Below are 25,953 nucleotides of genomic sequence, written 5' to 3'. Positions count from 1 at the left end.
GGCCGACGGAGACCGTTCCGTCGGCCCGCCCGTCTCAGGGCCGCGCGGTGAGGTAGCCGCCCATGGAAGTGAAGTGCTCCGTGGCGGGCAGCTCCCGGCCGTCCTCGGTCCGTACGCGGGTGATGGCCAGGCCGTGGTTGCGGCCGGTGCGGGCGTCGGATCCGGCGACGATCACCACACCCTCGCCCTCGCGGTAGAAGATCCGGCCGGGCGTACCGCCGTAGCGGCCCCGGGACACCACCGAGGCGAGGACTTCGAGCCGCTTGCCGCGGTGGAAGGTGAAGGCGCTGGGGTACGGCTCCGACTGGGCGCGGACCAGGCGTTCGAGATCCTCGGCCGGCCAGCTCCAGTCGATGCGGATGTCCTCCTCCGACCGTTTGTGGAAGAAGCTGGCCAGGGAGCGGTCCTGCTTGGTGAACTCGCTCCGCCCGGCGGCGATCAGGTCGAGTGCGCCGATGGTGACCGGGGCGATGAGGCCGACGGTCTTGTGGAAGAGGTCCGTGGCGGTGTCCGTCGGTCCGACCGGAACCGCCTCCTGCCGGACGATGTCACCGGCGTCGAGATCGTCGTCCATCATGTGCGCGGTGACGCCCACCTCGGACTCCCCGTTGATCAGGGCCCAGATCAACGGGGAGAAGCCCGCGTACTTCGGCAGCAGCGAGTCGTGGACGTTCAGCGTGCCGTGGCGCGGGAGGTTGAAGATGTGCGGGGGGATCCAGGTGCGCCAGTTGTTGGCGACGATGATGTCCGGATCGGCCTCCTTGAGGCGCTCGAACAACTCGTCGTCGTCGGGACGGTTGCGTATCAGCACCGGGACGCCGTGCTCCTCGGCGAGGTCGGCCACCGAGTCGCTCCAGATCTTCTCGTACGCATGCTCGCTCTTGGGGTGCGTCACGACCAGTTCCACGCTGTGCTCGGAATCCAGGAGGGCTTGCAGGGTGCGGTGCCCCCAGGTCTGGTAACCGAACATGACGACCCGCATGGGGTTCCTCCTCAGGGCAGGGATAGACCGGCAGTAAGTAAAGCAAGGCTTACCTTAGTTTGCAACGGGGTGATTTCGGGCTTCGGTTGACGACTCGTCAGGAGATCGTGGGTGCCCGGTGCCGGGTTGCCCTATCGACAGCATCGTGTGATTAGCTTAGGCTCACCTAAGTTTGGTCGGGTGGCCTCCTCGGCGTGCCTGCCTCTCGTATCTTTCCTACGCCTGACAGGCGGCTTTCCCGCACGATGGGAGTGACATGTCACCGGTTCTTCCTGGCGACGCACCACTGGTCCACGACCTGATCGGAATCGGCTTCGGCCCCTCCAATGTGGCCATGGCGATTGCGCTGAGCGAGCACAACACCCGCGTCGGCAGGCAGGAGTCCGTCACCGCTCACTTCTTCGAGCAGCAGCAGAGCTTCGGCTGGCACCGCGGCATGCTGATCGACGACGCCACCATGCAGGTGTCCTTCCTCAAGGACCTGGTGACGCTCCGGAACCCGTCCAGCGAGTACAGCTTCCTCTGCTATCTGCAGAGCAGGGGCCGGCTGATCGACTTCATCAACCACAAGAACCTCTTCCCCCTGCGGGTCGAGTTCCACGACTACTTCGAGTGGGCCGCGGCCAAGGTCGACGACATGGTCTCCTACGGTCACGAGGTCGTCTCCGTCACGCCCTTCGTCCACGACGGCGTTGTGGAGTATCTGGACGTGACCGTCCGCTCGGCGGAGGGCCTCTCGGTCCACCGGGCCCGCAACCTCGTCATCGGGACGGGGCTGCGCCCGCTCATGCCGGAGGGCGTGGAGCGGGGCGAGCGGGTCTGGCACAACTCCGACCTGCTGCGGAAGGTCGACGGGCTGGATGGCGCCTCGCCCTCGCGGTTCGTCGTCGTGGGCGCCGGCCAGAGCGCCGCCGAGAACGTCGCCTACCTGCACCGCCGCTTCCCCGAGGCCGAGGTCTGCGCGGTCTTCTCCCGCTACGGCTACAGCCCCGCCGACGACAGCAGCTTCGCCAACCGGATCTTCGACCCGGGTGCGGTCGACGACTACTTCGCCGCGCCCGAGAGCGTGAAGAACCGGCTGATGGCCTACCACGGGAACACCAACTACTCGGTGGTGGACATCGATCTGATCGACGACCTGTACCGGCAGATGTACCAGGAGAAGGTACTCGGCACCGAACGGCTGCGCTTCATCAACGTCTCCCGGGTCACCGGGGTCGAGGAGACGCCCGACGGCGTCCGTACCACGGTGAACTCCCTCGTCACGGGCGAGGAGACACTCCTGGACGCCGATGTCGTGGTGTTCGCCACCGGCTACAGCCCCGCCGACCCGCTCGGCCTGCTCGGCGAGGTCGCCGACCGCTGCCTGCGCGACGACGCGGGCCGGGTGCGCGTCGAGCGCGACTACCGGGTCTCGACGGACCCCGAACTGCGCTGCGGGATCTACCTCCAGGGCGGCACGGAGCACACGCACGGCATCACTACGTCCCTCCTGTCCAACACCGCGATACGGGTGGGCGAGATCCTGGACTCGCTTCTCGACCGGGGAGTCAAGTCCGCGTCCGACGAGGCGCGGCCGGTCGCCGACGGCACCGGTACGCACGCGTGAGGTGCGGGGCAGGCGATGCCGCCCCGGCGGATCACGAGAGATGACGAACGTCGACATGCGCACGATTGCAGTTGAGCGCCCCGCACCCGGGGGTACGACGGAGGCCCGCAGACGGCGGGTCCTGGGTCTGGGCGCGCTCGTGGTCGTCCTGGTGATCGCGGCGGCGGTGTCGCTGGCCGTCGGCGCGCGTGCGCTGAGCCCCGCCGAGGTCTGGCACGGGCTGTTCACGGCGCCCGAGGCCGACCGGCGGCTCACCGAGATCAGGCTCATCGTGCACACCGTCCGGGTGCCCCGGACGGTGCTGGCGATCGTGGCGGGCCTCGCCCTGGGGGTCGGCGGTGCGCTGATCCAGGGGTACACCCGCAACCCCATGGCCGACACCGGCCTGTTGGGGGTGAACGCCGGTGCCTCGTTCGCCGTGGTGTCGGTGATCTCGGTGTTCGGGTTCGCCGACCCCTTCCAGTACGTCTGGTTCGCCTTCCTCGGGGCGGCGGTCGCCGGTGTCGTCGTCTTCGGCCTCGCGAGCATCGGCCGGGGCGCGGGCAACCCGTTGACGCTCGCCCTGGCCGGGCAGGGGCTCACGGTCTTCCTCGCGGCTATGACCACCGCGGTCGCGCTGTCCGACCAGAAGTCGCTGAACGCGCTGCGGTTCTGGAACTCGGGCTCCGTGGCCGGTGTCGGATTCGACGTCATCTGGCCGGTCACCGCGTTCATCGCGGTCGGACTGGTGCTGGCCCTGATCACCCTGCCCGCCCTCAACCTGCTCAACCTGGGCGACGACGTGGCGCGGGGGCTGGGCGTGAACATCGCGCTGAGCCGGACCATCGGCATCGTCGCCATCACCCTGCTGGCGGGCGCGGCCACGGCGGCGTGCGGCCCCATCGCGTTCCTCGGTCTCATGGTGGCCCATGTGGCCCGCTATCTGACCGGCCCGGACTACCGCTGGCTGGTGCCGTACGCGGGGCTGCTCGGCTCCGTCGTCCTGCTGGTCTGCGACATCGCGGGCCGGCTGGTGGTTCGGCCGGGCGAGTTGGACGCGGGTGTCGTGGTCGCCCTCCTCGGTGCCCCGTTCTTCGCGGTTCTGGTGTGGCGAGGAAAGTTCAAGAGCGCATGAACGGGACGGACATGAACCCAACGGTGGCGCCGGGCGTACGGCTCGGCCGGGTGTCGTTCGTATGGCGGCCCTGGCTCGTCCTGGTCACCCTGCTGCTGGCGGCGGCGGCCTTCCTGATCTTCTGCATCTCCATCGGCGTCGGGGACTTCCCCATCGGGCTGCCCCGGGTGATCGCCACCATCCTCGGCCGGGGCGAACAGGTCGACGAGTTCGTGATCATGGACCTGCGGATGCCGCGCGCCCTGGCCGGTCTCGTCGTCGGGTTCGCGCTGGGGATGTCCGGGGCGATCACCCAGTCCGTCGCACGCAATCCGCTCGCCAGCCCGGACATCCTGGGCATCACCGGGGGAGCCGGCGCGGTCGCGGTCTTCCTGGTGACGGCGTCGGGCGGGACCGCCGCGGCGGTCGTCGGCTCGGTGGGCCTGCCCGCGGCGGCGCTCGCGGGCGGTCTCGGCACCGGGCTGCTGGTGTACTTCCTGGCCTGGCGGCGCGGGATCGACGGCTTCCGGCTCATCCTCATCGGCATTTCGGTGAGCGCCGTGATGGAGGCGGTCACGACCTGGCTGCTGGTCTCCGCCGACATCAGGGACGTGGCCAAAGCCCAGTCGTGGCTGGTCGGTTCGCTGGACGGCCGGTCGTGGGACGAGGTCCGGGTGGCGTTCTGGGGCACGCTCGTCCTCGTCGTCGTCGTGGCCGCCGTCGCCTTCCAGTTCAGGCCGATGCACCTCGGCGACGAGGTCGCCGCGGGCCTCGGTGTCCGGTACTCCGGGGTGCGGGCCGTCCTGCTGCTGTGCGCGGTCCTGCTGGCCGCGCTGGCGGTGAGCGCGGCGGGCCCGGTCCCGTTCGTCGCCCTGGTGGCGCCGCAGGTGGCGATGCGTCTGGCGAGGTTCCCGACGCCGCCGATGGTGGCCTCCGGTCTGGTCGGCGCGGTGCTGCTGATCGGCTCGGACCTGGTCGCGCGCACGGCGCTGCCGATCACCCTCCCGGTCGGTGTGGTCACCGCCGCGATCGGCGGGCCCTTCCTCATCTACCTGCTGGTGCGGGCAAACCTCAGGTAGGCGGTAAGAATGCAGAACATACCCAGACAAGGGGGGCTCGTGGCCGCTCAGTTCACCACCGGGACCGATGCCGGGGCCGAGGACGTCTCACGGCTGGCGGCCAGGGGAGTCACGGTCGGATACGGCGGCCGGACGGTCATCGACGACCTCGACGTCGCGATACCCCCGGGGGTGATCACCACGATCATCGGCCCCAACGGCTGTGGGAAGTCCACCCTGTTGCGCACCCTGACCCGGCTGCTCAAGCCGTCCTCGGGGACGGTCGTGCTGGACGGCGAGGACATCGGCAGCCTCCGTACCAGGGACGTGGCGAAGAAGCTCGGCCTGCTCCCGCAGGCGCCGGTCGCGCCGGAGGGGCTGACCGTGGCCGACCTGGTCGCCAGGGGACGCCATCCGCATCAGAGCTGGCTGCGGCAGTGGTCCTCGGACGACGCCGGCGTGGTGGAACGCGCACTGGCCATGACGGGGGTGTCCGACCTGGCCGACCGTCCGGTCGACTCGCTCTCCGGCGGACAGCGTCAGCGCGTCTGGATCTCCATGACCCTGGCCCAGGGCACCGATCTGCTGCTGCTGGACGAACCGACCACGTACCTGGACCTGGCGCACGCGATGGACGTGCTCGACCTGGTCGACGACCTGCACGAGTCGGGGTGCACCGTGGTCATGGTGCTGCACGACCTCAATCTCGCGACGCGCTACAGCGACAACCTGATCGTGATGCGGGCGGGCTCCATCCTGGCGCAGGGGCACCCGCGCGACGTGATCACGGCGGAGTTGCTGCACGAGGCGTTCGGGCTGCAGGCCACCGTCATCGACGACCCGGTGGGCGACCGGCCGCTCATCGTGCCGATCGGCCGTACGCACGTCCGGCTCGACCCGTAGAACCCGGCGTTCCGGGGGCGTCGGTCCAAGTGATGCCCGACGAAGGAAAGTTCGAAAGTTAGGCTAGGCTGGCCTCACTTGAGCGGATAAGGTTTGGCTGCCCTTACATTGAGGTGCAGTTGACTGTGTGAAAGCAAGGGATTCCGGATGCTTCTCCATCGAACGGCGCGTGTGAAGCCCTGGCGGCGGGTGGCGGCGATACTGTCCGCCGCGACTCTCGGCGTCGGCCTCCTCGCGGGGTGCGGTTCCGACTCGGCGGACAAGAAGAGCGAGGATGCCCCGGCCGCCTCCTCCGGCGCGTTCCCGGTCACCGTTGAACACGCATTCGGATCCACGGAGATCACCAAGGCTCCCAAGCGCGTCGTCTCCGTGGGCTACACGGACGACCAGGCCATCCTGGCCCTCGGCATCAAGCCGGTCGGCATGGTCGACCAGTACCCGAACCCGGCGGGCAAGTCCCCCGACATCAACACCCAGTGGCCCTGGGTCAAGGACAAGTGGGGCGACACCCGCCCCGAGGTCATCATGAACAACGGTGACTCGGGCCCCAATTACGAGAAGATCGCCTCGCTGCGGCCGGACCTGATCATCGCGGTCTACTCCGAGATCGACAAGGCCGCCTACGAGAAGCTCTCCAGGATCGCTCCGACGGTGGGCCGAACCAAGGGCGAGAAGGAGCCCTTCAGCGCACCGTGGCAGGACAACGCGGTGCACATCGCCAAGGCGCTGGGCAAGGAGGCCGAGGGCACCGAGCTGGTGCGGGGCATCCAGGAAAAGCTCGGCACGGCCGCGAAGGACCACCCTGAGTTCGCCGGCCGGACCGCCGTGGCGCTGTCCTGGTACAAGGACTCCGTCGCGCCGTTCACCTCCACCGATGTGCGCGGCCGGCTGGTGACGGGCATCGGCTTCAAGTACCAGACCAAGATCGACTCGGTCGCGGACGGCAAGTTCTTCACCGTGCTGTCCCCCGAGCGCATCGACCTGGTCGACGTCGACCGTATCTTCGTCATCAACGACAAGGCCGACACGGACGCGCTGAAGAAGTTCGAGCTGTTCAACAACCTCCCCGCCGTCAAGAACGGCAAGGTCTCGTACCTGCTGGACAGCGAGGGCCCGGCGGTCGGTGCCGCCATGTCCCAGGGAACCCTGCTTTCCTTGCCGTACGCGATCGACGAGCTCGTCGAGTCGGTCAAGTAGCAATGCCGTTCGGACTGCCCCGTCCCCGGAGAGATTTGGTCTTCGTGTGAGTGCCACCGACACCCCCGTCGCCCCCGCAACCCTGCGCACGGCGACCGGGGGCGAGGCCACCGCATGGGTCGTGGCGCACTGCCGCCGCTCCCCGCTGCTGACGGCCTCCACCGTGCTCACCACGGTGGCCGGGGCGGCGCTCCAGGTGCTTCCCGTGCTCCTGCTGGGCCGGGTGGTCGACGGGGTGGTCGAGGGCGAATCGCGCTCCGTGCTGGTCACGGTCGGGGTGCTGATGGGGTCCGCCGCGCTGCTCGGCGCGGTGGCCACCGCGCTGTCGACGTATCTGATCGGGCGGCTGGGCGCGGATCTGCTCGCCCGGCTGCGGGAGGGCGCCGTCCGCGCGGTGCTCGGGATGCCGAGCGCTCGCGTCGAGCAGGTCGGCCGGGGCGATGTGCTGTCCCGGGTCGGTGACGACGTGGCCGTGCTGTCCAAGGGCATCAGGGCCGCCATCCCCACGGTGTTCTCGGCGGGCGTGCTGGTCGTCATCGCCACGGTCGGCATGTTCGGACTGGACTGGCGGCTCGGCCTGGCCGGCGCCGGCGCGCTGCCCGCGTACGCGCTGGCCCTGCGGTGGTACCTGCCCCGCTCCGCACCGCTCTACCGCAAGCAGCGGGCCGCCCAGGCCGACCGTGCGCAGGCGCTGATCAGTGGCCTCAACGGGATCGACACCGTACGGGCGTACCGCCTGGAGGGCGCCGTCCGCGAGAAGGTCACCGAGGAGTCGTGGCGGGTGCGCGATCTCGGCGTCGAGGTGTTCCGGTTCTTCGGGCGGTTCGTCGGCCGGGAGAACCGCGCCGAGTTCATCGGACTGGTCCTCATCATCGTGGTGGGATACGCCCTGCTGGAGGCCGACGCCGCGAGTCTGGGCGAGGTGTCCGCGGCCCCGCTGATGTTCCACCGGCTGTTCACCCCGCTGGGCGCCATCATGTTCACCTTCGACGAGGCGCAGAAGTCGGGCGCGAGCCTCACCCGCCTGGTCGGGGTGCTGGGGGAGCCCGCGGAGGACCGGCTGGTGGGCGATGTGTCCGTCGCGCAGGCGGACCCCGGGTCGTATCCGGTGACGGTGGAGGGGCTGACCTTCAGCTATCCGGGCAGCGACGAACCGGTCCTGCGGGATGTGAACCTGTCCATCCCGGCCGGGGGTTCACTCGCCCTGGTGGGCGCGACGGGTGCGGGCAAGTCGACCCTGGCCGCCCTCGTCGCCGGCACAGGGGCGCCGCGGAGCGGGGCGGTGCGCATCGGATCGCAGGACCTCGCCGGTCTGGACGAGGCCGGGGCGCGGGCCCTGGTGAGCATCCTGACGCAGGAGACCCACGTCTTCTCGGGTCCGCTCGCCGAGGACCTGCGGCTCGCCGCGCCCGGCGCGAGCGACGACCGGCTGCTGGACGCCCTGCGCACGGTCGGCGCCGGCGAGTGGGTGGAGCTGCTGCCCGACGGGCTGAACACCATGGTCGGCGAGGGCGGCGAGCGTCTCGATGTCACCAAGGTCGCGCAGATCGCCCTGGCCCGGCTGGTGTTGGGCCGTGCCCCGGTGGTGGTGCTCGACGAGTCGACCGCGGAGGCGGGCAGCGAGGGCGCCGCCGAACTCGAACGGGCCGTGCTGGCCGCCTGCTCGGGCCGGACCACACTGTTCGTGGCGCACCGGCTGACCCAGGCGATGGCGGCGGACCGGATCGCCGTGCTGTCCGAGGGGCGCGTGGTGGAGGAGGGTACACACGGGGAGCTGGTGGCTCTGGGCGGCCAGTACGCACGCCTGTGGCGCGCCTGGCGCGAGGGTAGTTAGGTAAGCCTGAGTTAGGTTAGGCTAACTTGCATACCTCGGAAGGATGCTGAGTCTTCGATGATGGAACCGAGCACCCCTCGCGTGCTGCTTTCTCCCGCTCGCCTGACCGACGTACGCCGGCGGACCGGCGACCACGGTGACCGGACCATCGCCGGAGCGTGCGCCATCGGACTGGCGTACTGGGCGACCGGCCTCGGCCCCGACGGCCTGGACCTCACCCCCGGCACGCAGTTCACCGACGTGCTCGCCTGGGTCGCCAACGGCGGCGCCGGAACCACGGGTTGGGAGCTGAGTGAGGACGGTCGCAGCATCACCGTGCCCGACGGTGTGGTCCTCGCCGACGCGCAACTCGCACTGGACGACCTGGCCGACTTCCCGGACCGGCCCGTCGGCACCATCGGCCCGTCCGGCCCGGCGGCGAGGATCGAAGCCCTGGCCGAGTGGAACGACACCCGGGCCGACCGGGTCCGCCCGACCATCATGGAGATGTTCCGCGAGCAGGCGCGCGCCAGGCCCGACGCCGTCGCGATCACCGACGAACGGCGCTCGCTGACGTACCGTCAAGTGGACGAATGCTCCGCCCAGCTGGCCCATCACCTGATCGCGCGGGGACTCGGTGCCGAGCAGGTCGTCGGCATCTCGCTGGGCCGCTCGGCAGAGATGGTCATCGGGCTCCTCGCCGTCCTGCGGGCGAAGGGCGCGTTCGTACCGCTCGACCCGCAGTGGCCCGCCGCGCGCCGCGCCGTCGTCGTCGAGGACGCCCGCGCCGTACTGCAGCTCAACGACTCGGGTGAGCACGCCCCGGGTGAACCGGACGCCGTGGCCGTCGATCTCGGCGACTGGAAGTTCGGCGACCGGCCGGCCGAGGGCCCGGAGACGACCGTCCCCGGCACGGCCCTGGCCTATGTGATCTTCACCTCCGGCTCGACCGGACGGCCCAAGGGCGCCATGATCCGGCACGAGGGGATCAGCGAGCGTCTGCTGTGGCAGGTCGACGAGATCCTCGGCTTCGGCCACGACGACGCCTCGCTGTTCAAGGCGCCGCTCTCCTTCGACATCTCGATCAACGAGATCTTCCTGCCGCTGGTCTCCGGCGGCAGGCTGGTGATCCTGCGGCCCGGCGGCGAACGCGACCCGCACCACCTGCTGAGCGTGATCGCCGAGCACCGGGTCACCTTCACCTACTTGGTGTCGTCGATGCTGGACGTACTCCTGGAGATCGCGGGCGAATCCGGCCGGCTGGACAGCCTCCGGCACGTGTGGTGCGGCGGCGAGGTGCTGACCCCCGAACTGTACGAGCGATTCCGCACCCGGCTCGACATCCCGCTGTACCACGGCTACGGCCCCGCCGAGACGACCATCGGCGTCTCCCACGTCATCTACCGGGGCGAGGCCGAACGGCTGTCCACGTCGATCGGCAGGGCCAACCCCAACACCCAGCTGTACGTGCTCGACGACGAGCTGCGCCCGGTCCCCGTCGGGGTCGGCGGCGAACTGTACGCGGGCGGACTCCTCCTGGGGCGCGGCTACGTCAACGCGCCCGGCCTGACGGCGTCCCGGTTCGTGGCGAACCCCTTCGCCTCCGACGGGTCAAGGCTGTACCGCACCGGTGACCTGGCCCGGTTCGCCCCGGACGGATCGCTGGACTTCCTCGGCCGCGCCGACAACCAGATCAAGATCCGCGGCATGCGGCTGGAGATCGAGGACGTCGAGGCCGGTCTCGCGGAGCACCCCGGGGTGCGGCACACCTGCGTCGTCGCGAAGAAGAACACGGCGGGAGGCACCTACCTGGTGGGGTACGTGATCCCGGCCGCCGGCCACGAGGCCCTGCGGGCGGACGACGTCAAGGCGTGGGCCACCGGGCACATGGTCGAGTACATGGTGCCCGCCCATCTCGTCGTGATGACGGAGTTCCCGCTCACCGCGAACGGCAAGCTCGACCGGGGCGCCCTGCCGGAGCCCGTGATCGGCACCGGAGCCGTCGTGGCGCCCGCCACCGAGAACGAGCGGGTGGTGTGCGCGGCCGTCGCGTCGGTGCTGCGGCTGGAACAGGCCGGTGTCGACCAGGACTTCTTCCAGCTCGGCGGCGACAGCATCCTGGCCATCTCACTGCTCGGCGCACTGCGGGACGCCGGGCTCTACGTCACCGCACGGCAGATCTTCACCCACAGCGTCCTCGGGGCGCTGGCCGCGGTGGCGGGCCACGAGGACGTGTCCGCCGCGGACCACGGCGACGTCGCGACCGGCTCCGTCGTGGGATCACCCATCGTGCAGTGGCTCGGCCGGACCACCGACGCCATCGACGGCTTCGTGCAGTCCGTCGTGCTCAACACCCCGGCGGAGCTGACCGCCGGGGCGCTCGACGCGATCCTCGCCGCGGTGCTGGGGCGGCACGACATGCTCCGTGCCGAACTGGTGCGCGGCGAGCGCTGGAGCTTCGAGATCCCGGAGGCCGGCCGGGCCGTCGTGGGATGGCAGGAGAGCGGACTGCCGCTGGAGGAGTGCGTCGCGCTCGCCACCGAGGGGCTCGACCCGGACCACGGCGTGATGCTGCGCGCGGTGTGGCGCCGCGAGGCGCGGCAACTGGTACTGGTTGCCCACCATGTCGTGATCGACGGTGTGTCCTGGCGGATCCTGATGGACGATCTCGCCACGGCATGGGGCCGGTACGCCTCGGGCGCCCCGGTCGAACTGCCGCCGGTGGGAACGTCGTTCAGGCGCTGGACCCAGTTGCTGGAACGCACGGCCTTCGACGCGGACCGTGCCCACTTCGAGCGGCCGCTGCCGGGCACGGACGCACCGCTGGGCAGACGTGCGCCCACCGAGGCCGACACCGTCGCCCGGGAGCGGACCAGGACCGTCGACGTCGGGCCCGAGGACACGGCCGCCCTGCTGGGCACCGTCCCCGCGAGGTTCCACGCGGGCGTCAACGACGTACTGCTGACCGCGCTCGCCGTCACCCTCGCCCGGTGGCGCCGCGACCGCGGCCAGGACCAGACCTTCGCCCACATCGAACTGGAGGGACACGGCCGCGAGGGAGGCGTCGTGGCCGAGTCCGCCGGCTTCGAGCCCGAACTGTCCCGGACCGTCGGCTGGTTCACCACACTGTTCCCGGTCACCGTGGACCCCGGCGCGGCGGCCGACCTCACCGCACCCGCCTACCTGGCCACCGCCCTCAGGGCGGTCAAGGAGGACCTCGCCCGGGTTCCGAGCAACGGCGTCTCCTACGGCGCCCTGCACCACCTGACCGGCACCGGGCTGAGTACGCCCGCACCGCAGGTGCTCTTCAACTACCTCGGCCGCTTCGACGCGGGCGTCGGCGGTGACTGGCAACTCGCGCACACCACCGGGCAGTTGGGTGAGAAGCGCGACCCGAGGATGCGGCTGCCACGCGCCCTGGAGTTCAACGCGATCGCCGAACCCGACGCCAACGGCGAGTACCGGCTGGTCACCACCATCTCCTGGCCCGAAGGGATGTTCACCGACGAGGACATCACCACCCTCGGCCGGCACTTCCGGTCCGCCCTGACCACCCTGGCCGCGCTCGAAGACGGCGGCCACACCCCCAGCGACTTCCCGCTGGTGGAGCTCACCCAGGCCGATGTCGACGACCTGGACGGCCCGGCGCTGCGCGACATCCTGCCGCTGACGCCCCTCCAGGAGGGCCTGTACTTCCACTCGGTCTTCGACGACGACGCGACCGGCAGCTACGTCGAACAGCAACTGCTCACCCTGGACGGTGACGTGGACGCCGACCGGCTCGCGGCGGCGGCCACCCGGCTGCTCACGCTGTACCCCAACCTGGCCGCCCGGTTCACCGCCCTCGCGGACGGCCGGGTCGTCTCCGTGCTCGAAGGCGGCACGGCGGCGCCGTTCACCACACTGGACCGTCCCGCGATCACCGACGACGAGATCCGCGAGCACGCCGAGCGGGACCGCCGCGCCGGATTCGACCTGGCCGCCGGGCCGTTGATGCGGTACACGCTCATCCGTGCCGGCGCCGGGCGCAACGTACTGGTGCAGACCGTGCACCACATCATCGCCGACGGCTGGTCCGTACCGCCGATGCTCCGCGCGCTGCTGGCCGAGTACCACGCGCCGGGGACCGTGTACCCGCTCGGCGGGTACCGCGACTACGTGAGCTGGCTCGCCGGACGCGACCAGGACGAGAGCGACCGGGTGTGGCGCGGTGAACTCGCGGGTCTGACCGGCCCCTCGCTGGTCGCCGAGGGGCACACCCCCTCCGAACGGTTCGCGGACATCGCCGTCGAACCCGCCGACGACATCGACGCCGCCGTACGGTCGGCCGGGGTGCCCCTGAGCGTGGCCGTGCACAGCGCGTGGGCGCTGACCCTGGGCGGCATCCTGCGCGCCGACGACGTCGTCTTCGGCTCCACCGTCTCCGGGCGTGACGCGGAGGTGCCCGGCATCGGGGACATGGTGGGCCTGTTCATCAACACCGTTCCCGTGCGCGCCCGGTGGACCGACGGCACCACGGCGCGCGAACTGCTCGCCACGGTCAGGGAACACCAGAGCGCCGTGCTGGCGCACCAGCACGTCTCGCTGGCCAGGATCGGCCGCCAGGCCGGAACCGGCTCCCTCTTCGACACCCTGGTGGTCTTCGACGTCGCCACCGACGTGGCCGCGCTGCGCGGCCACGACGACACCCTGACCATCACCGGGATCGTCAACGAGGGCGCCCCGCACTACCCGTTGACGCTGGTGGTGGAGCGCACGCCCGACGGCCGGCCGCGCTTCAACCTGATCCACGACGGTGAGCTGCTGCGCCAGACGAGCGCCGAGGCGATCCTGCGCACCTTCACCGAGACCCTCACCGGCCTGCTGGACCGCCCGGACGCCCCGGCCGGTGCCCTGGCCCCGGACACCGCCCGGCGCCCGGCGCCGGTCTCCCCGGCGACCCTGGGCGAGCTGTTCGACGCCGCAGCGAACCGCGATCCGGCGGCCACCGCCGTCACCCAGTGCGCCCTGGACGGTGCCACCCGGTCCCTGACCTACGGTGAACTGGCCGACGCCAAGAGCGAGTTGGCCGCGGTCCTGCGTGCGGCCGGGGTCGGCCCCGGCAAGCGGGTCGCCGTCGCCGTACCCCGCTCCGTGGAGCAGGTCGTCGCCCTGGTCGCGATCGTCACCGCGGGCGGCGCGTACGTGCCGCTGGACCTGGCGTACCCGGACGAGCGGCTGGAGTACATCCTCGCCGACGCCGCCCCGCAGGTCGTGCTCGTGGACCGGGAACAACAGGACCGCTTCACCCGGCTGCTGGCCCGCGCGGACGTGAAGGCCCGGGTGCTCGTCCAGGGGGACGAGCTGCCGCAGGCCACCACCGGGGCCGACGCCGCCCCGCACGACCCCGCGTATGTGATCTACACCTCCGGCTCGACCGGACGGCCCAAGGGCGTCGCCGTCCCGCACCGCAGCGTGGTGACGCTCCTCGCCAACACCGCCCCCGACATGGACTTCGGCCCGGACGACGTGTGGGTCCAGTTCCACTCCTTCTCCTTCGACTTCGCGGTCTGGGAGCTGTGGGGCGCCCTGGTGCACGGCGGCGAGCTGCTGGTGCCCGAGTACGCGCTGACCCGCTCCCCGGTCGACTTCCACCGGCTGGTCCGCGAGCGCGGGGTGACCGTCCTCAACCAGACCCCCTCGGCGTTCCACCGGTTCATCGAGGCCGACCGGCACGCCGGGGAACGGGCCACCGCGCTGCGCCGGATCGTCTTCGGCGGCGAGGCGCTGGACCTCGGGCGGCTGCGCGGCTGGGTCGAGCGGTACGGCACCGGATCGCCCGAGCTGGTCAACATGTACGGCATCACCGAGACCACCGTCCATGTCACCCACCGGGTGCTCACCGACGAGGACTTCGCGCTCGGTGACGACATCAGCCCGATCGGCGGTCCGATCCCCGGCCTGGTCGTCCATCTGCTCGACGACCGGCTGCGGCCGGTGCCGCCGGGCCGGACGGGCGCCATCTACGTCGCCGGTGACCAGGTGTCGCTCGGCTACCTGGGCCGGCCGGGGCTCACCGCGGGCAGGTTCGTGGCGAACCCGTTCGCGTCCGACGGCTCCCGCATGTACCACACGGGCGACCTCGCCCGCCGCACGCTCGACGGGGAGCTGGAGTTCACCGGCCGGGCCGACGACCAGGTGCAGCTCAAGGGCTTCCGTATCGAGCTGGGCGAAGTGGAGTCCGCGGTCCGGGAACTCGACGGGGTCGTCGATGCGGCCGTCACCGTGGCGGACAGCGGCGACCACCTCGTCGCACACGTCGTGGGCCGGGTGCCCGACGACCTCACCGGCCTGCTGGCCACCAAACTGCCCGTCCACATGGTGCCGGGCCGGGTGCTGCCGGTCGACGCCCTGCCGCTCACGGTCAACGGCAAGCTGGACCGCAAGGCACTGGCCGAACGCGCCGCCGAGGACGGTACGCCGCCGTCCGCACCGGGCACCGCCCCGGTGGCCGCTGGCGACTCTGCGCTCACCGCACTGATCGGCATCTTCACCGAGACGCTGCCCGGCGTCACCGTGGACGCCGACACCGACTTCTTCGGCGCGGGGGGCGACAGCATCGTCGCCATCACCGTGATCAACCGGGCCAGGGCGCTCGGCCTGCCGATCGCCCCCCGCGACGTGTTCCTGCTGAAGACACCGCGCGCGCTCGCCGGCCACCTGGGCACACGCACCCCGCGGGCGGCGGCGCCCGCGCCGGCCCGCCGCGAGGACGGCCCGCTGCCGGCGACCCCGATCGTCCTGCGCCGGCGCGAACTGGGCGGATCGCTCGACCGGTTCGCCCAGGCCCGGGCGGTGGAGGTGGCCGAGGGCATCGGCCTCGCCGACATCCGGCGTGCCGCCGACGCCGTCGTGGCCGCGCACCCGGCGCTCCGGCTGCGGCTGAGCACCGAGCACGGCGTGTGGGCGCTGCGCACCGAACCCGCCCGCGAGGTCACCGTCGTACCGTCGGACGCCGCCGACGCGACGGCCGCGGCGAACGAGGCGGCCGGGCGGCTCGATCCCGAAGCCGGGGACGTCATCGCGTTCTCCTGGCTCGCGGTGAGCCGGACCCTGGTCGTCACCGTGCACCACCTCGCCGTCGACGCGGTGTCCTGGCTGATCCTCCTCGACGACCTGACCACCGCGATGAGCGGCACGCCCCTGGCACCGCCGACCACGCCGTACGCCGAGTACGCCGAGGCGCTGGCCGTCCGGGCCGCCCAGGAGACGGGCGGACTCGGCCACTGGATCACCACGCTCCGGGCGCCCGCACTGCTGCCCGAGGTCGAGGGCCTGCGCCGGACCACGGTCGTACTCGCCCCCGGGACGAGCGACCGGGTGACCCGCACCGCCCCCGCCGCACTCGGCGTGGGCCTCACCGAGCTGCTCTGCGGCGCGCTGCGCACCGCGCTGACCCGCGTCCAGTCCACGCCCACCGATCTCGCGATCGAACTGGAGCGGCACGGCCGGGTACCGGCCCTGCAACACCACGACTACACCCGTACCGTCGGCTGGTTCACCGCCATCGCGCCGGTGCGGCTCACCGCGCACACCGACCCCGTCGCGGCGGCGCACGAGCTCGCCGAACGCCAGCCCGACGAGGCCGAGCACGCCGCCTACGGCCGGCTCAGGTACCTCAACCCGCAGACCGCCCCGCTGCTGACCGCCCGCCCGCAGGTGCTGTTCAACTACCTCGGCCGGGGCGGCGAGTCCCGGGCACTCCACCTCACCGGCGGCGACGGGAACAGCCCGTACGCCGTCGAGGTCAACGCCTGGACCGACGACACCACCGGCAGCCTGCACGCGGAGTTCATCCTCGCCCGGGGCATACCCGACGCGATCACCGAGCACTGGCGCCGCGCCCTGGAGCACATCGCGGACGCCTCCACGACGGCCGAGCGCACCGCACCGGTCACCCCGCTCCAGCGGGGCCTGTTCTTCCAGGCCCAGATGGCCGGCCCGGCCGGACACTACGTCGCGCAGAGCTGGTTCACCTTCGACCGGCGCCTGGACACCGACGCGCTGGCCGAGGCGATGTCGTACGTGATCGGGCGCCACCCGGTCGTGGGCGCGGGCTTCACCACCGACGACGACGGAAACCCGGTCCAGGTCCTCAAGGCGGACCGGCGGATCGACGTCCGTACCGTCGAACCGGCGACGGACGCCGAGGCCGAGGCGCTGCGCGTCCGCGACCGCGAGTCGGGCTTCGACCCGGGCGAACCGCCGCTGATCCGGCTGACCGTGGTGCGGCTGCCCGACGGCCGGGACGGACTGCTGCTCAGCTACCACCTGCTGCTCTGGGACGGCTGGTCCCGCGAGATCGTGCTGCGGGACCTGCTCGACGCGTACGAGGCCGTCGTGGCGGGCGAACCGCCGGTCGCGGCCCCGGCCGTGCCGAGCTTCGAGGAGTACGCCCGGGCGCTCGACGCCAAGGACCCCGAGGCGTCGAACCGCTTCTGGGCCGAGCACCTGGCAGGGCTGGCCGGTCCGACGCTGCTCGCCGGACCGGCCCCGGCCCTCTCCGACGCGCTGCCGCGCGCCCTCACGCACACGATGTCCGCCGAACTCTCCGAGCTGCTGCGCGAGTCCGCCAGGGTGCACGGCGTCACCCTGAACTCGGTGCTGACCGGCGCGTTCGGCCTGCTGCTCGGCGCTCGCACGGGCCGCGGTGACGCGGTGTTCGGCGTGACCGTCTCGGGCCGGGAGGGCGAGGGCCACGACGGGATCGTCGGCGTGCTGCTCAACACGGTGCCGATGTGGACACGGGCCCGGCCGGACGACACGGTCGGCGGGTACCTGACCGCCGTACAGAAGGCCCGGGTCGAGGCGATGGAGCACGAGCACCTGGGGCTCGGCGAGATCCAGCGGGCCAGTGGCCACGACACCCTGTTCGACAACCTGTTCGTGCTCCAGAACTTCCTGGACCTGGACGCCTTCGCCGAGATGAACGCCCGGCACGGCATCACCTCGGTGCAGGCCGACGACTCCACGCACTACCCGTTCACCTGGGTCGTCACGCCCGGCGACCGGCTCACGGTCAAGCTGGAGCACCGCGACGACGACCCCGAGGGCGCCCGCCGCCTCCTCGACGAGTACCTGCGGGTCCTGGAGGACCTGGCCCGGTCCACGGGCCGGCTGGGCGCGCTGCCGGGACCGGCCCCGGCCCCCGAGCCCGCCGTACGCACCGACATCGGCACCGACACCGTCGTGGACCGCTTCGACCGGGCGGCGGACCGCGATCCGCAGCGGGTGGCGCTCGTCGCCCACGGCTCGACCCTGACCTTCGCCCAGCTCCAGGAACGCAGCCGGGCGGTGGCAGGGGTGCTCGCCGCGCGCGGCATCGGCCCCGAGACGGCCGTGGGCCTCGCGATCCCGCGCTCCCTCGACTCGATCGTGGCGCTCTTCGCCGTGCTGCGCGTCGGCGCCGCCTACGTACCGCTGGAGCTGGACCACCCGGACGAGCGGATCGCGGCGATCGTCGCGGACGCCCGGCCTGAGGTGATCCTCACCGTGAGCGCGGTGTCGCCCCGGCTGAGCGGCGACCTGATCGAACTGGACCGCCCGCTGCCCGCGGCCGATCCGTACGTGACGTTCGCGCCGGACGACCCGGACCGCCTGCGGCACCCCGCGTACACGATCTACACCTCCGGTTCGACCGGGAGGCCCAAGGGCGTGGTGACCGAGTACGCCGGGCTCACCAACATGCTGATCAACCACCAGCGGCGGATCTTCGAACCGGTGCTCACCGAGCACGGCCACCGGGTCTTCCGCATCGCCCACACCGTGTCGTTCGCGTTCGACATGTCTTGGGAGGAGCTGCTGTGGCTGGCCGACGGCCACGAGGTCCACATCTGCGACGAGGAACTGCGCCGCGACGCCCCCCGGCTCGTCGAGTACTGCGGTGAGCACGGGATCGACGTCATCAACGTGACCCCGACCTACGCCCAGCAGCTGGTGGCCGAGGGGCTGCTCGACAACCCGCAACGGCGCCCGGCGCTGGTGCTGCTGGGCGGTGAGGCCGTCACCCCGACGCTGTGGCAGCGGCTCGCCGGAACCGGGGGGACGGTCGGCTACAACCTCTACGGGCCGACCGAGTACACCATCAACACCCTCGGCGTCGGCACCTTCGAGTGCCAGGACCCGGTGGTGGGCGTGGCGATCGACAACACCGAGGTCTACGTACTGGACCCGTGGCTGCGACCGCTGCCCGATGGAGTCCCCGGCGAGCTGTACGTATCGGGCATCGGCATCGCGCGCGGCTACCTCGGCCAGAGCGCCCAGACCGCGCACCGCTTCGTCGCCTGCCCGTTCGGCGCCCCCGGCGAGCGCATGTACCGCACCGGGGACCTGGTGATCCGCCGGGCCGACGGGAACCTGACGTACCTGGGCCGCACCGACCAGCAGGTCAAGATCCGCGGGCACCGGGTCGAACTCGGCGAGGTCGAGGCGGTGTTCGCGGCGCACCCGGCGGTGCGCCTCGCCGCCGCGGTCGCCCAGCCCGACCCGCAGGTCGACGGCGCGTACCGGCTGGCCGCCTATCTCGTACTGGACGGCGCCGACCTGGCGCGGGTCGCCGGTGAAGTGGGTGCCGGGCTGCCGGACTTCCTGCGCCCGACGCACTACGCCCAGGTCGACAGCATCCCGCTGACCGTGAACGGGAAGGCCGACACCAAGGCGCTCCCCGAGGCCAGGCCGCTGGGCGCGCTGACCACGGCCGGCGAACGCGGCCCGGAGACGGAGACGGAGACCGTGGTCTGCGAGTTCTTCGCCGAGGCACTCGACCTGGACGACGACGAGGTGAGCGCGGTGAGCGACTTCGTGTCCCTCGGCGGGCACTCCATGCTGGCGGTGCGGCTGACCGGGCTGCTCCGCCGGGAGTACGGTCCTGTGATCACGATCCGTGATCTGTTCACCCTGCGAACCCCGGAAGCGATTGCCCGCCACCTTGATGAAAACTCCTGACACGCAGCGGCCCCGGCCGGGGGCGGAGATCCTGCGGACCGCGCTGCGCCGCAACGTGGGCCCCATGGTCCGGGGCACCGTCCTCATGGGCCTGTACCAGGCGGGGGAGACGGCCTTCCCCATCGCGCTCGGCCTGATCGTCGAGCACACGATGCAGGACCGCAGCCCGGGTGCGCTCGGCCTGTCGATCGGCGCGCTGGCCGTGATCATCACGACGGTCTCGCTGTCGTGGCGGTTCGGCATGCGCGTCCTGCAGAAGGCCAACACGACCGAGGCGCACCGCTGGCGGGTGCGGGTGGCCGCCTGCGGGCTCCAGCCGGTGGCCAGGGACATCGACCTGAAGTCCGGCGAAGTGCTGACCATCGCCACCGAGGACGCCGACCAGACCGCCGACATCATCGAGGTGGTGCCGCTGCTGATCAGCTCCCTGGTCGCGGTGGTGGTCGCGGCCGTCGCGCTGAGCCTGGCCGACATCCGGCTCGGCCTGCTGGTGATCGTGGGGACCTTCGCGATCCTGTCGGTCCTGGCCGTGATGTCGAAGCGGATCGGCGCCGGCACCCGCGAACAGCAGGCCAGGGTGGCGCGGGCGGGCGCGAAGGTCGCCGACCTGATCACCGGCCTGCGCCCGCTGCACGGCTTCGGCGGCAACCACGCCGCGTTCGGCTCCTACCGGAAGGTCAGCACGGACGCCAAGCGCCAGGCGATCACCGTCGCCCGGGTGAACGGCGCCTACGCGGGCACCGCGCTGGCCCTCAACGCGGTCCTCGCCGCCGCCGTGTCCCTGACGGCCGGCTGGCTGGCGTTCGCCGGCCGGATCACCATCGGGGAACTCGTCATGGCCGTCGGCCTCGCGCAGTTCATCATCGAACCGCTCAAGATGTTCTCGGAGATGCCCAAGTACGTGATGATGGCGCGTGCTTCGGCCGAGCGGATGGCCCTGGTGCTCTCCGCGCCGCCGGTGACGACCCCGGGGCCGCGGCGCCCGTCGGCGGGCGGCGGCCTGGCGGTCGACGGCGTCCGGTACGGGGCCCTGAGCGGGCTGAAGTTCGAGGTGGCCGCCGGGGAGTTCGTGGCGATCGCCGCCTACCGGCCGCGGGCCGCCGCCGACCTCGCGTCGGTCCTCGCGGTGAACGTCGCGCCCGACGCGTACGGGGGAGTGGTGCGGGTCGGCGGGCAGGCGGTGGCGGACCTGTCGGTCGAGGCGGTCCGCGAGCACATGCTGGTGAACCCGTACGACGGGGAGATCTTCGCGGGCACGCTCCGCACCAACATCGACCCGTCGGGAACGAGCCGGACGATCCCCGAGGCCGTCGAGGCGTCCATGCTCACCGATGTCGTGGCCCTGCACCGCGACGGGCTCGACTACGCGGTCCGCGACCGCGGGGCGAACCTCTCCGGAGGGCAGCGCCAACGGCTCTCCCTGGCCCGCGCCCTGGCCGCCGACGCCGATGTGCTGGTCCTGCACAACCCGACGACGGCCGTCGACGCGGTCACCGAGCAGCTCATCGCCCGCAATGTCGCGAAGCTGCGCCGCGGCCGCACCACGGTCGTGATCACCAGCAGTCCGGCCCTCCTGGACGCCGCGGACCGGGTGCTCGTCCTGGACGACGGCGTCATCACCGCCGAGGACACCCACCGCAACCTCCTGGCCGGCGACGAGAACTACTGCCTGGCCGTGGCCCGTTGAGAGACCGGTGCCGGGGACGTGCCTGCGGCGCGTCCCCGGCACCGCTCAGGCGAGAGCCCAGGCGACGTCCCTGAGCAGGGCGTGGCGCCAGCCCGCCCGGTCGTGGTCCGAGGCCGACCGCGACACCCGTACCGTCGCACCGGCCTGTTCGGTCAGCGCCTCGGTCAGCTCACAGTGCGGCAGCATCCGCGTCTCGTGCTCCCCGACGTCGAACGCGCAGCGCAGTCCGGACAGGTCGGGGTTGCGCCGCAGCCGCGCGACGACGGCGCCGCCGACCGGGCCGCCCAACGGGTCCGGCCGGTCCTCCGCGCCCGGCGCCCACCAGAAGGACGGCGACTGGCAGGCGATCCGCGAGACCAGGTCCGGGAACTCCAGCGCCGCGTACAGCGCGCTCAGCCCGCCCAGGCTCTGCCCGGCGACCACCAGCCGGTCCGGGTCGGCGGGGACACCGGATTCCGCGACCAGCGGCAGCAGTTCGTCCCGGACCGCCTCCCACAGCTCGCGCCTGCACCCGAATTCGGCCTGCCGGTCCTTGGCCGGAAGGAAGACCAGGGTGACGGGCGCCATCTCGCCGCAGGCGACGGCCGAGTCGAACGCGGTCATCGCCGGGTGCAGATGCAGCCAGTCGTCCCCGTCGAGCAGCAGGACCAACGGCCCGCCGCCGCCCACCGGGTGGACGCGCACGGTGCGCCGCCCGCCGAGCCGCTCGCTCGCCCAGCGGAGCCGGGTGCGGGGGAGCGGCAGTACGTCGTCGGCGCCCACGGCGGGCCAGTGCGGCTGGGCCGGGGCGTCCGGGGTCGCGGCGATGGACCGGTCACCGCCGGCCCCCACCGGGTTGAACGGGTCGGCGTGGGCCGCGCCGTCCGCGATGAGCCGGTAGGTCACCCGCAGCCGTGCGGGCATGCGCACTTCGGCGTACCAGCAGTCCGTACCGGCCCACCGGCGCAGGGGGACCGGCTGCGACCAGCTCTCGAAGTCGATGAGGGCCTCGGTGCCGCGCCACAGGAACAGGGTCCGCCAGCCGCCGTCGTCGGCAGGTACCGATACGGGGGTTTGGGCCGCCGCCCAGAACGCGTCGGTGCCGGGCTCGCCGGGCAGTCCGAACCCGGCGAAGGGGCTCACCAGGTGCATCGGCGTCTCCTTGTGAGAGGGAAGGGGAAGAGGTTAGGCTCAGCTCGTATTAGGTGAGCCTAACCTAATGTTTTGGCTCCCTCCATTTCCGATCCCGCCCGTACCCGCGCCCTGACGCACACTCACGACGCCGCCGTCACCGGCCCGTCGGCCCCGAGGAGGCACCGACACATGAGCACCAATCCTTTCGACGACCCCGAAGGCCGTTTCCTGGTCCTGGTGAACGACGAGGGGCAGCACTCGCTCTGGCCCTGCTTCGCCGAGGTGCCGGGCGGCTGGACGATCGCCTTCGACGAGAACAGCCGCGAGGCATGCCTGGACTACATCGAGACCCACTGGACCGACCTGCGCCCCCGGTCCCTCGCGGCGGCCACCGACTGAACCGGCACGGCGGACCCCCGCGTTCACCCGCGGGAAGAGCTCGTCGACGCCTGCGCCCGTCGCGTCGCAGCGGCACCGCGACGAGCAGATCTCCGATCGTGAACCGGGTTCCGATCACGAACCGGGTTCCGATCGTGAACCGAGTGAGGAAAGTCTTGATCACGGCCACGCCGCGCCACACCCCGCTGCCGCCCGCGCTCCCCGTGCCGACGCACTCCGTGCGCCCCGCCCGTGCGCGGGACGCCGCCGAACTCGCCGAACTGTCCCGGCCCTTCGTGTGTTCGGGGGAGCTGCGGGAGCGGCCCGCCTCGCTCTTCGCCGTCCACGCGGCCGACTTCCTCGTGGCGCAGGCCCCCGGGTGCCCCGTCGAGGGCGCCGTCGGCCTGCGGGTGCACCCGACGGGATCGGGGGAGGGGTGCGGCGCGGTGGGCGTTCTGTACAACTTCTGCGTGGCCGGGCACCGGCAGGGGTGCGGGGTGGGCGCCGGGCTCCTGCGCGCCGCGCTGGCCACGGCGCGCGCCCGATCGCTCGGCGCCCTGTTCACCGCGACGACCGGTGGTGGCGACCTGTTCCTCCGGTACGGCTTCGCGCCCACGACCGCGCGCCGGGCGCCCTCGTCCTGGGTGGATTCCCTGGACCCCCGGCGCAACGCGCGGATTCTCTCCAGGGCCCTGTGACGGCCGGCCGCCGGCGGCGTTGTTCTGAACGGAGTTCTCGGCCCACGGCGCGACGCGGCCCGGATCCGCGCGAAGGTCCTCCGGCCACCGGTACGTATCCGTGCCCCGGACCGAAGTCCGGGGCGGCAACCGGTCTTTCGGGGATGTCCGCCCGGTTCAGGCCGGATCGCTGTCGCGCTCCGGGCCGTTGCCGGGAACCACGGTGGTGCCGGGCCCGGTCTCGCCGAGGACGCCGTGGAGCACGGCGTGCGGCACGCGGCCGTCCAGTACCTGCGCCTTGCGCACACCGCCGCGGACGGCGCGCAGGCAGCCCTCCATCTTCGGCAGCATTCCGCCGGCCAGGCCCGGCAGCAGCCCGTCCAGGGCATCGGCCGTCAACTGCTCTATCACCTCGGCGCTGTTCGGCCAGTCCGTGTACAGCCCGGCCACATCGGTGAGCATCACCAGCCGCTCGGCGTCGAGGGCCACGGCGAGCGCCGACGCGGCGAGGTCGGCGTTGACGTTGTAGACCTGTCCGTCCTCGCCGCGTGCCACGGGGGAGACCACCGGGATGTGCCCCTGCTCCAGGAGCGTGCCCACCATGTCCGGGTTGACGTCCACGATGTCACCGACGAGCCCGATGTCCACCGCCCGTCCGTCCACCCAGGCCGGCCGCCGCACCGCCGTCATGGTGTGCGCGTCCTCGCCCGTCATGCCCACGGCGTACGGTCCATGGGCGTTGATGTGGCTGACCAGTTCCCGCTGGACCCGGCCGCTCAGCACCATGCGCACCACCTCCATGGTCTCCGGAGTGGTGACCCGGAGCCCCGCCTCGAAGCGGGTCTCCAGGCCGAGGCGGTCGAGCATCGAGCTGATCTGCGGACCGCCGCCGTGCACGACGACCGGGCGCAGGCCCGTGTGCCACAGCTCCACGACGTCCCGGGCGAAGGTCCGTTGAAGCTCCGCGTCCACCATGGCGTTGCCGCCGAACTTGACGACGACCGTGCCGCTCCGCGGTTCCTCCGGCCGGCGAAGCGGCCCGGCGGACGGATGCGCGTCCGCACACTCCGTGACGACCGGTCCCATTGTCTGCCCCCACCCTGGTCGTTCGTCCGAGTCACCGATTTTGCTTAACTTAGCCTAACCTAAGTGGGCGTCACGCCAGAAGTTGTCCCGCCGCGATCGCGGAAGCCGCCACGCCCCCGGCCGTCACCGCCGAGGCGGCGAACAACGGGATCCTCGGTGTCCAGGTTTGCAGCAACGAGGAGCGGGAGACGCGGTTGAGCAGCGCGTCACGCCCGCGCAGCACGATCAGGCCGACACCCGTCAGCGTGAGGGCCATGCCCGCGCCGAAGGCGGCCACCATCGCGAGGGCGAAGCCGACCTTGCCCGTGAGCAGCCCGGTGAGCAGGACCAGAAAGGCGGACGGCGAGGGCAACAGGCCCCCGGACGCGCCGAGAAGGACCAGGCCCCGCCAGGTGAGCAGTGAGGGGGCGTCGGGAATGTGGTGACTGTGTCCGTGCCCATGCCCATGCCCATGCCCATGCCTGTGTCCGTGCCCATGCCCATGCCCGTGTCCGTGCCCGTGTTCGTCTTGGTCCTCGTGGTGATGGGAGTGATGGTGTCCGCGGTGCCGCAGATTGCGTCGCAGCAGGCTCACGCCCACCCCCGCCACCACCAGCGCTCCGGCCAGTTGCAGCCAGCCCGTCAGCGCCTTGATGTCCGGCGCGTTCTTCGCCGCCAGCCACCAGCCGATCGCCAGCGCGGCGACCGAGAGCGTGTGCATCACGGCGACGACGCCCCCGAGCCATACCGCGTCCCGAGGTCTGCCCCGGCCGCCCACCAGATATCCGGCGGCCAGCGACTTGCCGTGCCCCGGGGCGCAGGCGTGCAGCGCACCCACGGCCGCCGCCACGAGCAGCGCGACGGGAAGGGCCACCCCGCGGTCGAGCAGTGAGCTGAGATCGCTGGTCCAACTCCCGCCCGGCGAGGCCGGGTCGGCCGCTACCGCGCCCTTGAGTGCGAGCGTGCGTGTCGGTTCCTTCGCCGTGTGCAGGCCGCCGCCGCCCAGGTCGGTCACCGACAGCGTCCGGTAGGCGGGGTCGATGTCCGTGAGCGCGGTGACAGTCAGCGTGATCCGGTCGACCGGGTGCGGGCAGACGAAGTGGAGCGTCATGCCGTCCACCCGGTCCGTCCGGCAGGGGCTGCCGTCCTGGCGTACGACGATGTGCCCGCGCAGATAGCCCGTGACATCGCCGCCGGATTTCTTCTTCAGTACGACGATGTCGTCCTGCTGCGCGGACCAGGTCGCGTCCACGGCGGAGGGGCCCGCCGCCTCGACCCGGACGACGGGTGGTGTGCCGAAGGGGTGCGCCTGGGCCGTCCCCGCGCTGCCGAAGAGCAGCGCGGGGACAGCGGACAGCAGGAGCAGCACCCCGGTGCGGAGTGATCGCACGGTGG

The 25,953-nt window shown here is 71.8% G+C and carries 14 protein-coding genes; 10 read left to right on the top strand and 4 right to left on the bottom strand.

Annotated elements, in window-relative coordinates:
- Positions 1–34 precede the first annotated feature (34 nt).
- Positions 35–982, bottom strand: a complete 948-nt coding sequence (locus ACFVH0_RS22595; RefSeq protein ID WP_385822674.1) for a methionyl-tRNA formyltransferase — start codon at positions 980–982, stop codon at positions 35–37.
- A gap of 256 nt (positions 983–1,238) precedes the next feature.
- Here ACFVH0_RS22595 and ACFVH0_RS22590 point away from each other — a divergent pair, with 256 nt between their 5' ends.
- The 8 genes from ACFVH0_RS22590 (at position 1,239) to ACFVH0_RS22555 (ending at position 21,325) form a co-directional block, all read left to right on the top strand.
- Positions 1,239–2,591: a lysine N(6)-hydroxylase/L-ornithine N(5)-oxygenase family protein gene (locus ACFVH0_RS22590; protein ID WP_385822672.1), complete on the top strand. Its 1,353-nt coding sequence runs from the start codon at positions 1,239–1,241 to the stop codon at positions 2,589–2,591.
- A 55-nt stretch (positions 2,592–2,646) separates the two neighbouring features.
- A complete protein-coding gene (locus ACFVH0_RS22585) occupies positions 2,647–3,705 on the top strand; it encodes a FecCD family ABC transporter permease (protein ID WP_385822721.1) in 1,059 nt (352 codons plus the stop codon).
- 11 nt (positions 3,706–3,716) lie between these two features.
- Positions 3,717–4,763 (top strand): FecCD family ABC transporter permease, encoded by a 1,047-nt coding sequence (locus ACFVH0_RS22580; protein WP_385822671.1) that lies wholly within the window; start codon positions 3,717–3,719, stop codon positions 4,761–4,763.
- Between the two features lie 39 nt (positions 4,764–4,802).
- Positions 4,803–5,645, top strand: a complete 843-nt coding sequence (locus ACFVH0_RS22575; protein WP_385822669.1) for an ABC transporter ATP-binding protein — start codon at positions 4,803–4,805, stop codon at positions 5,643–5,645.
- Between the two features lie 147 nt (positions 5,646–5,792).
- Positions 5,793–6,842 (top strand): iron-siderophore ABC transporter substrate-binding protein, encoded by a 1,050-nt coding sequence (locus tag ACFVH0_RS22570; protein WP_385822667.1) that lies wholly within the window; start codon positions 5,793–5,795, stop codon positions 6,840–6,842.
- A gap of 46 nt (positions 6,843–6,888) precedes the next feature.
- Positions 6,889–8,676: an ABC transporter ATP-binding protein gene (locus tag ACFVH0_RS22565; RefSeq protein WP_385822665.1), complete on the top strand. Its 1,788-nt coding sequence runs from the start codon at positions 6,889–6,891 to the stop codon at positions 8,674–8,676.
- 57 nt (positions 8,677–8,733) lie between these two features.
- Entirely contained in the window at positions 8,734–19,638 is a 10,905-nt protein-coding gene (locus ACFVH0_RS22560) for an amino acid adenylation domain-containing protein (protein ID WP_385822663.1), read from the top strand.
- Positions 19,625–21,325, top strand: a complete 1,701-nt coding sequence (locus ACFVH0_RS22555) for an ABC transporter transmembrane domain-containing protein (RefSeq protein WP_385822661.1) — start codon at positions 19,625–19,627, stop codon at positions 21,323–21,325. Before ACFVH0_RS22560 ends, ACFVH0_RS22555 begins: the two co-directional genes overlap by 14 nt.
- Before the next feature lie 45 nt (positions 21,326–21,370).
- Here the strand turns inward: ACFVH0_RS22555 and ACFVH0_RS22550 are convergent, their stop codons facing one another.
- Positions 21,371–22,456 carry an alpha/beta hydrolase-fold protein gene (locus ACFVH0_RS22550; RefSeq protein ID WP_385822659.1) on the bottom strand — a complete coding sequence of 362 codons (1,086 nt, stop codon included), beginning with the start codon at positions 22,454–22,456 and terminating at the stop codon, positions 21,371–21,373.
- Between the two features lie 171 nt (positions 22,457–22,627).
- Between ACFVH0_RS22550 and ACFVH0_RS22545 the strand changes: the two genes are divergently transcribed.
- Both ACFVH0_RS22545 and ACFVH0_RS22540 read left to right on the top strand, forming a co-directional pair.
- The gene (locus ACFVH0_RS22545; protein WP_385822657.1) at positions 22,628–22,837 is read left to right on the top strand and encodes an MbtH family protein; all 210 of its coding nucleotides are present in this window, start codon (positions 22,628–22,630) and stop codon (positions 22,835–22,837) included.
- 155 nt (positions 22,838–22,992) lie between these two features.
- Complete coding sequence (locus ACFVH0_RS22540; protein WP_385822655.1) at positions 22,993–23,514, top strand: GNAT family N-acetyltransferase; 522 nt, start codon at positions 22,993–22,995, stop codon at positions 23,512–23,514.
- Positions 23,515–23,670: 156 nt separating this feature from the next.
- Here ACFVH0_RS22540 and argB read toward each other — a convergent pair whose 3' ends face one another.
- Positions 23,671–24,579, bottom strand: coding sequence for an acetylglutamate kinase (gene argB, locus ACFVH0_RS22535; RefSeq protein ID WP_385822653.1), 909 nt, complete (start codon positions 24,577–24,579; stop codon positions 23,671–23,673).
- 70 nt (positions 24,580–24,649) lie between these two features.
- Positions 24,650–25,948, bottom strand: coding sequence for a hypothetical protein (locus tag ACFVH0_RS22530; protein WP_385822651.1), 1,299 nt, complete (start codon positions 25,946–25,948; stop codon positions 24,650–24,652).
- Between the last annotated feature and the right edge of the window lie 5 nt (positions 25,949–25,953).

Origin of the sequence: Streptomyces sp. NPDC127117, from assembly GCF_042677325.1 — a bacterium.
Taxonomy (GTDB): Bacteria; Actinomycetota; Actinomycetes; order Streptomycetales; family Streptomycetaceae; genus Streptomyces.
Note: the sequence above shows the minus strand (reverse complement) of the source record. Positions and strands in the feature narration are given on the sequence as shown.

Excerpts from the sequence above, each read along its gene's own strand:
- ACFVH0_RS22595 (WP_385822674.1), bottom strand. The coding sequence starts at position 982 with ATGCGGGTCGTCATGTTCGGTTACCAGACCTGGGGGCACCGCACCCTG.
- ACFVH0_RS22560 (WP_385822663.1), top strand. The coding sequence starts at position 8,734 with ATGATGGAACCGAGCACCCCTCGCGTGCTGCTTTCTCCCGCTCGCCTG.
- ACFVH0_RS22570 (WP_385822667.1), top strand. The coding sequence starts at position 5,793 with ATGCTTCTCCATCGAACGGCGCGTGTGAAGCCCTGGCGGCGGGTGGCG.
- argB (WP_385822653.1), bottom strand. The coding sequence starts at position 24,579 with ATGGGACCGGTCGTCACGGAGTGTGCGGACGCGCATCCGTCCGCCGGG.
- ACFVH0_RS22550 (WP_385822659.1), bottom strand. The coding sequence starts at position 22,456 with ATGCACCTGGTGAGCCCCTTCGCCGGGTTCGGACTGCCCGGCGAGCCC.
- ACFVH0_RS22545 (WP_385822657.1), top strand. The coding sequence starts at position 22,628 with ATGAGCACCAATCCTTTCGACGACCCCGAAGGCCGTTTCCTGGTCCTG.
- ACFVH0_RS22580 (WP_385822671.1), top strand. The coding sequence starts at position 3,717 with ATGAACCCAACGGTGGCGCCGGGCGTACGGCTCGGCCGGGTGTCGTTC.
- ACFVH0_RS22590 (WP_385822672.1), top strand. The coding sequence starts at position 1,239 with ATGTCACCGGTTCTTCCTGGCGACGCACCACTGGTCCACGACCTGATC.
- ACFVH0_RS22585 (WP_385822721.1), top strand. The coding sequence starts at position 2,647 with ATGCGCACGATTGCAGTTGAGCGCCCCGCACCCGGGGGTACGACGGAG.
- ACFVH0_RS22555 (WP_385822661.1), top strand. The coding sequence starts at position 19,625 with ATGAAAACTCCTGACACGCAGCGGCCCCGGCCGGGGGCGGAGATCCTG.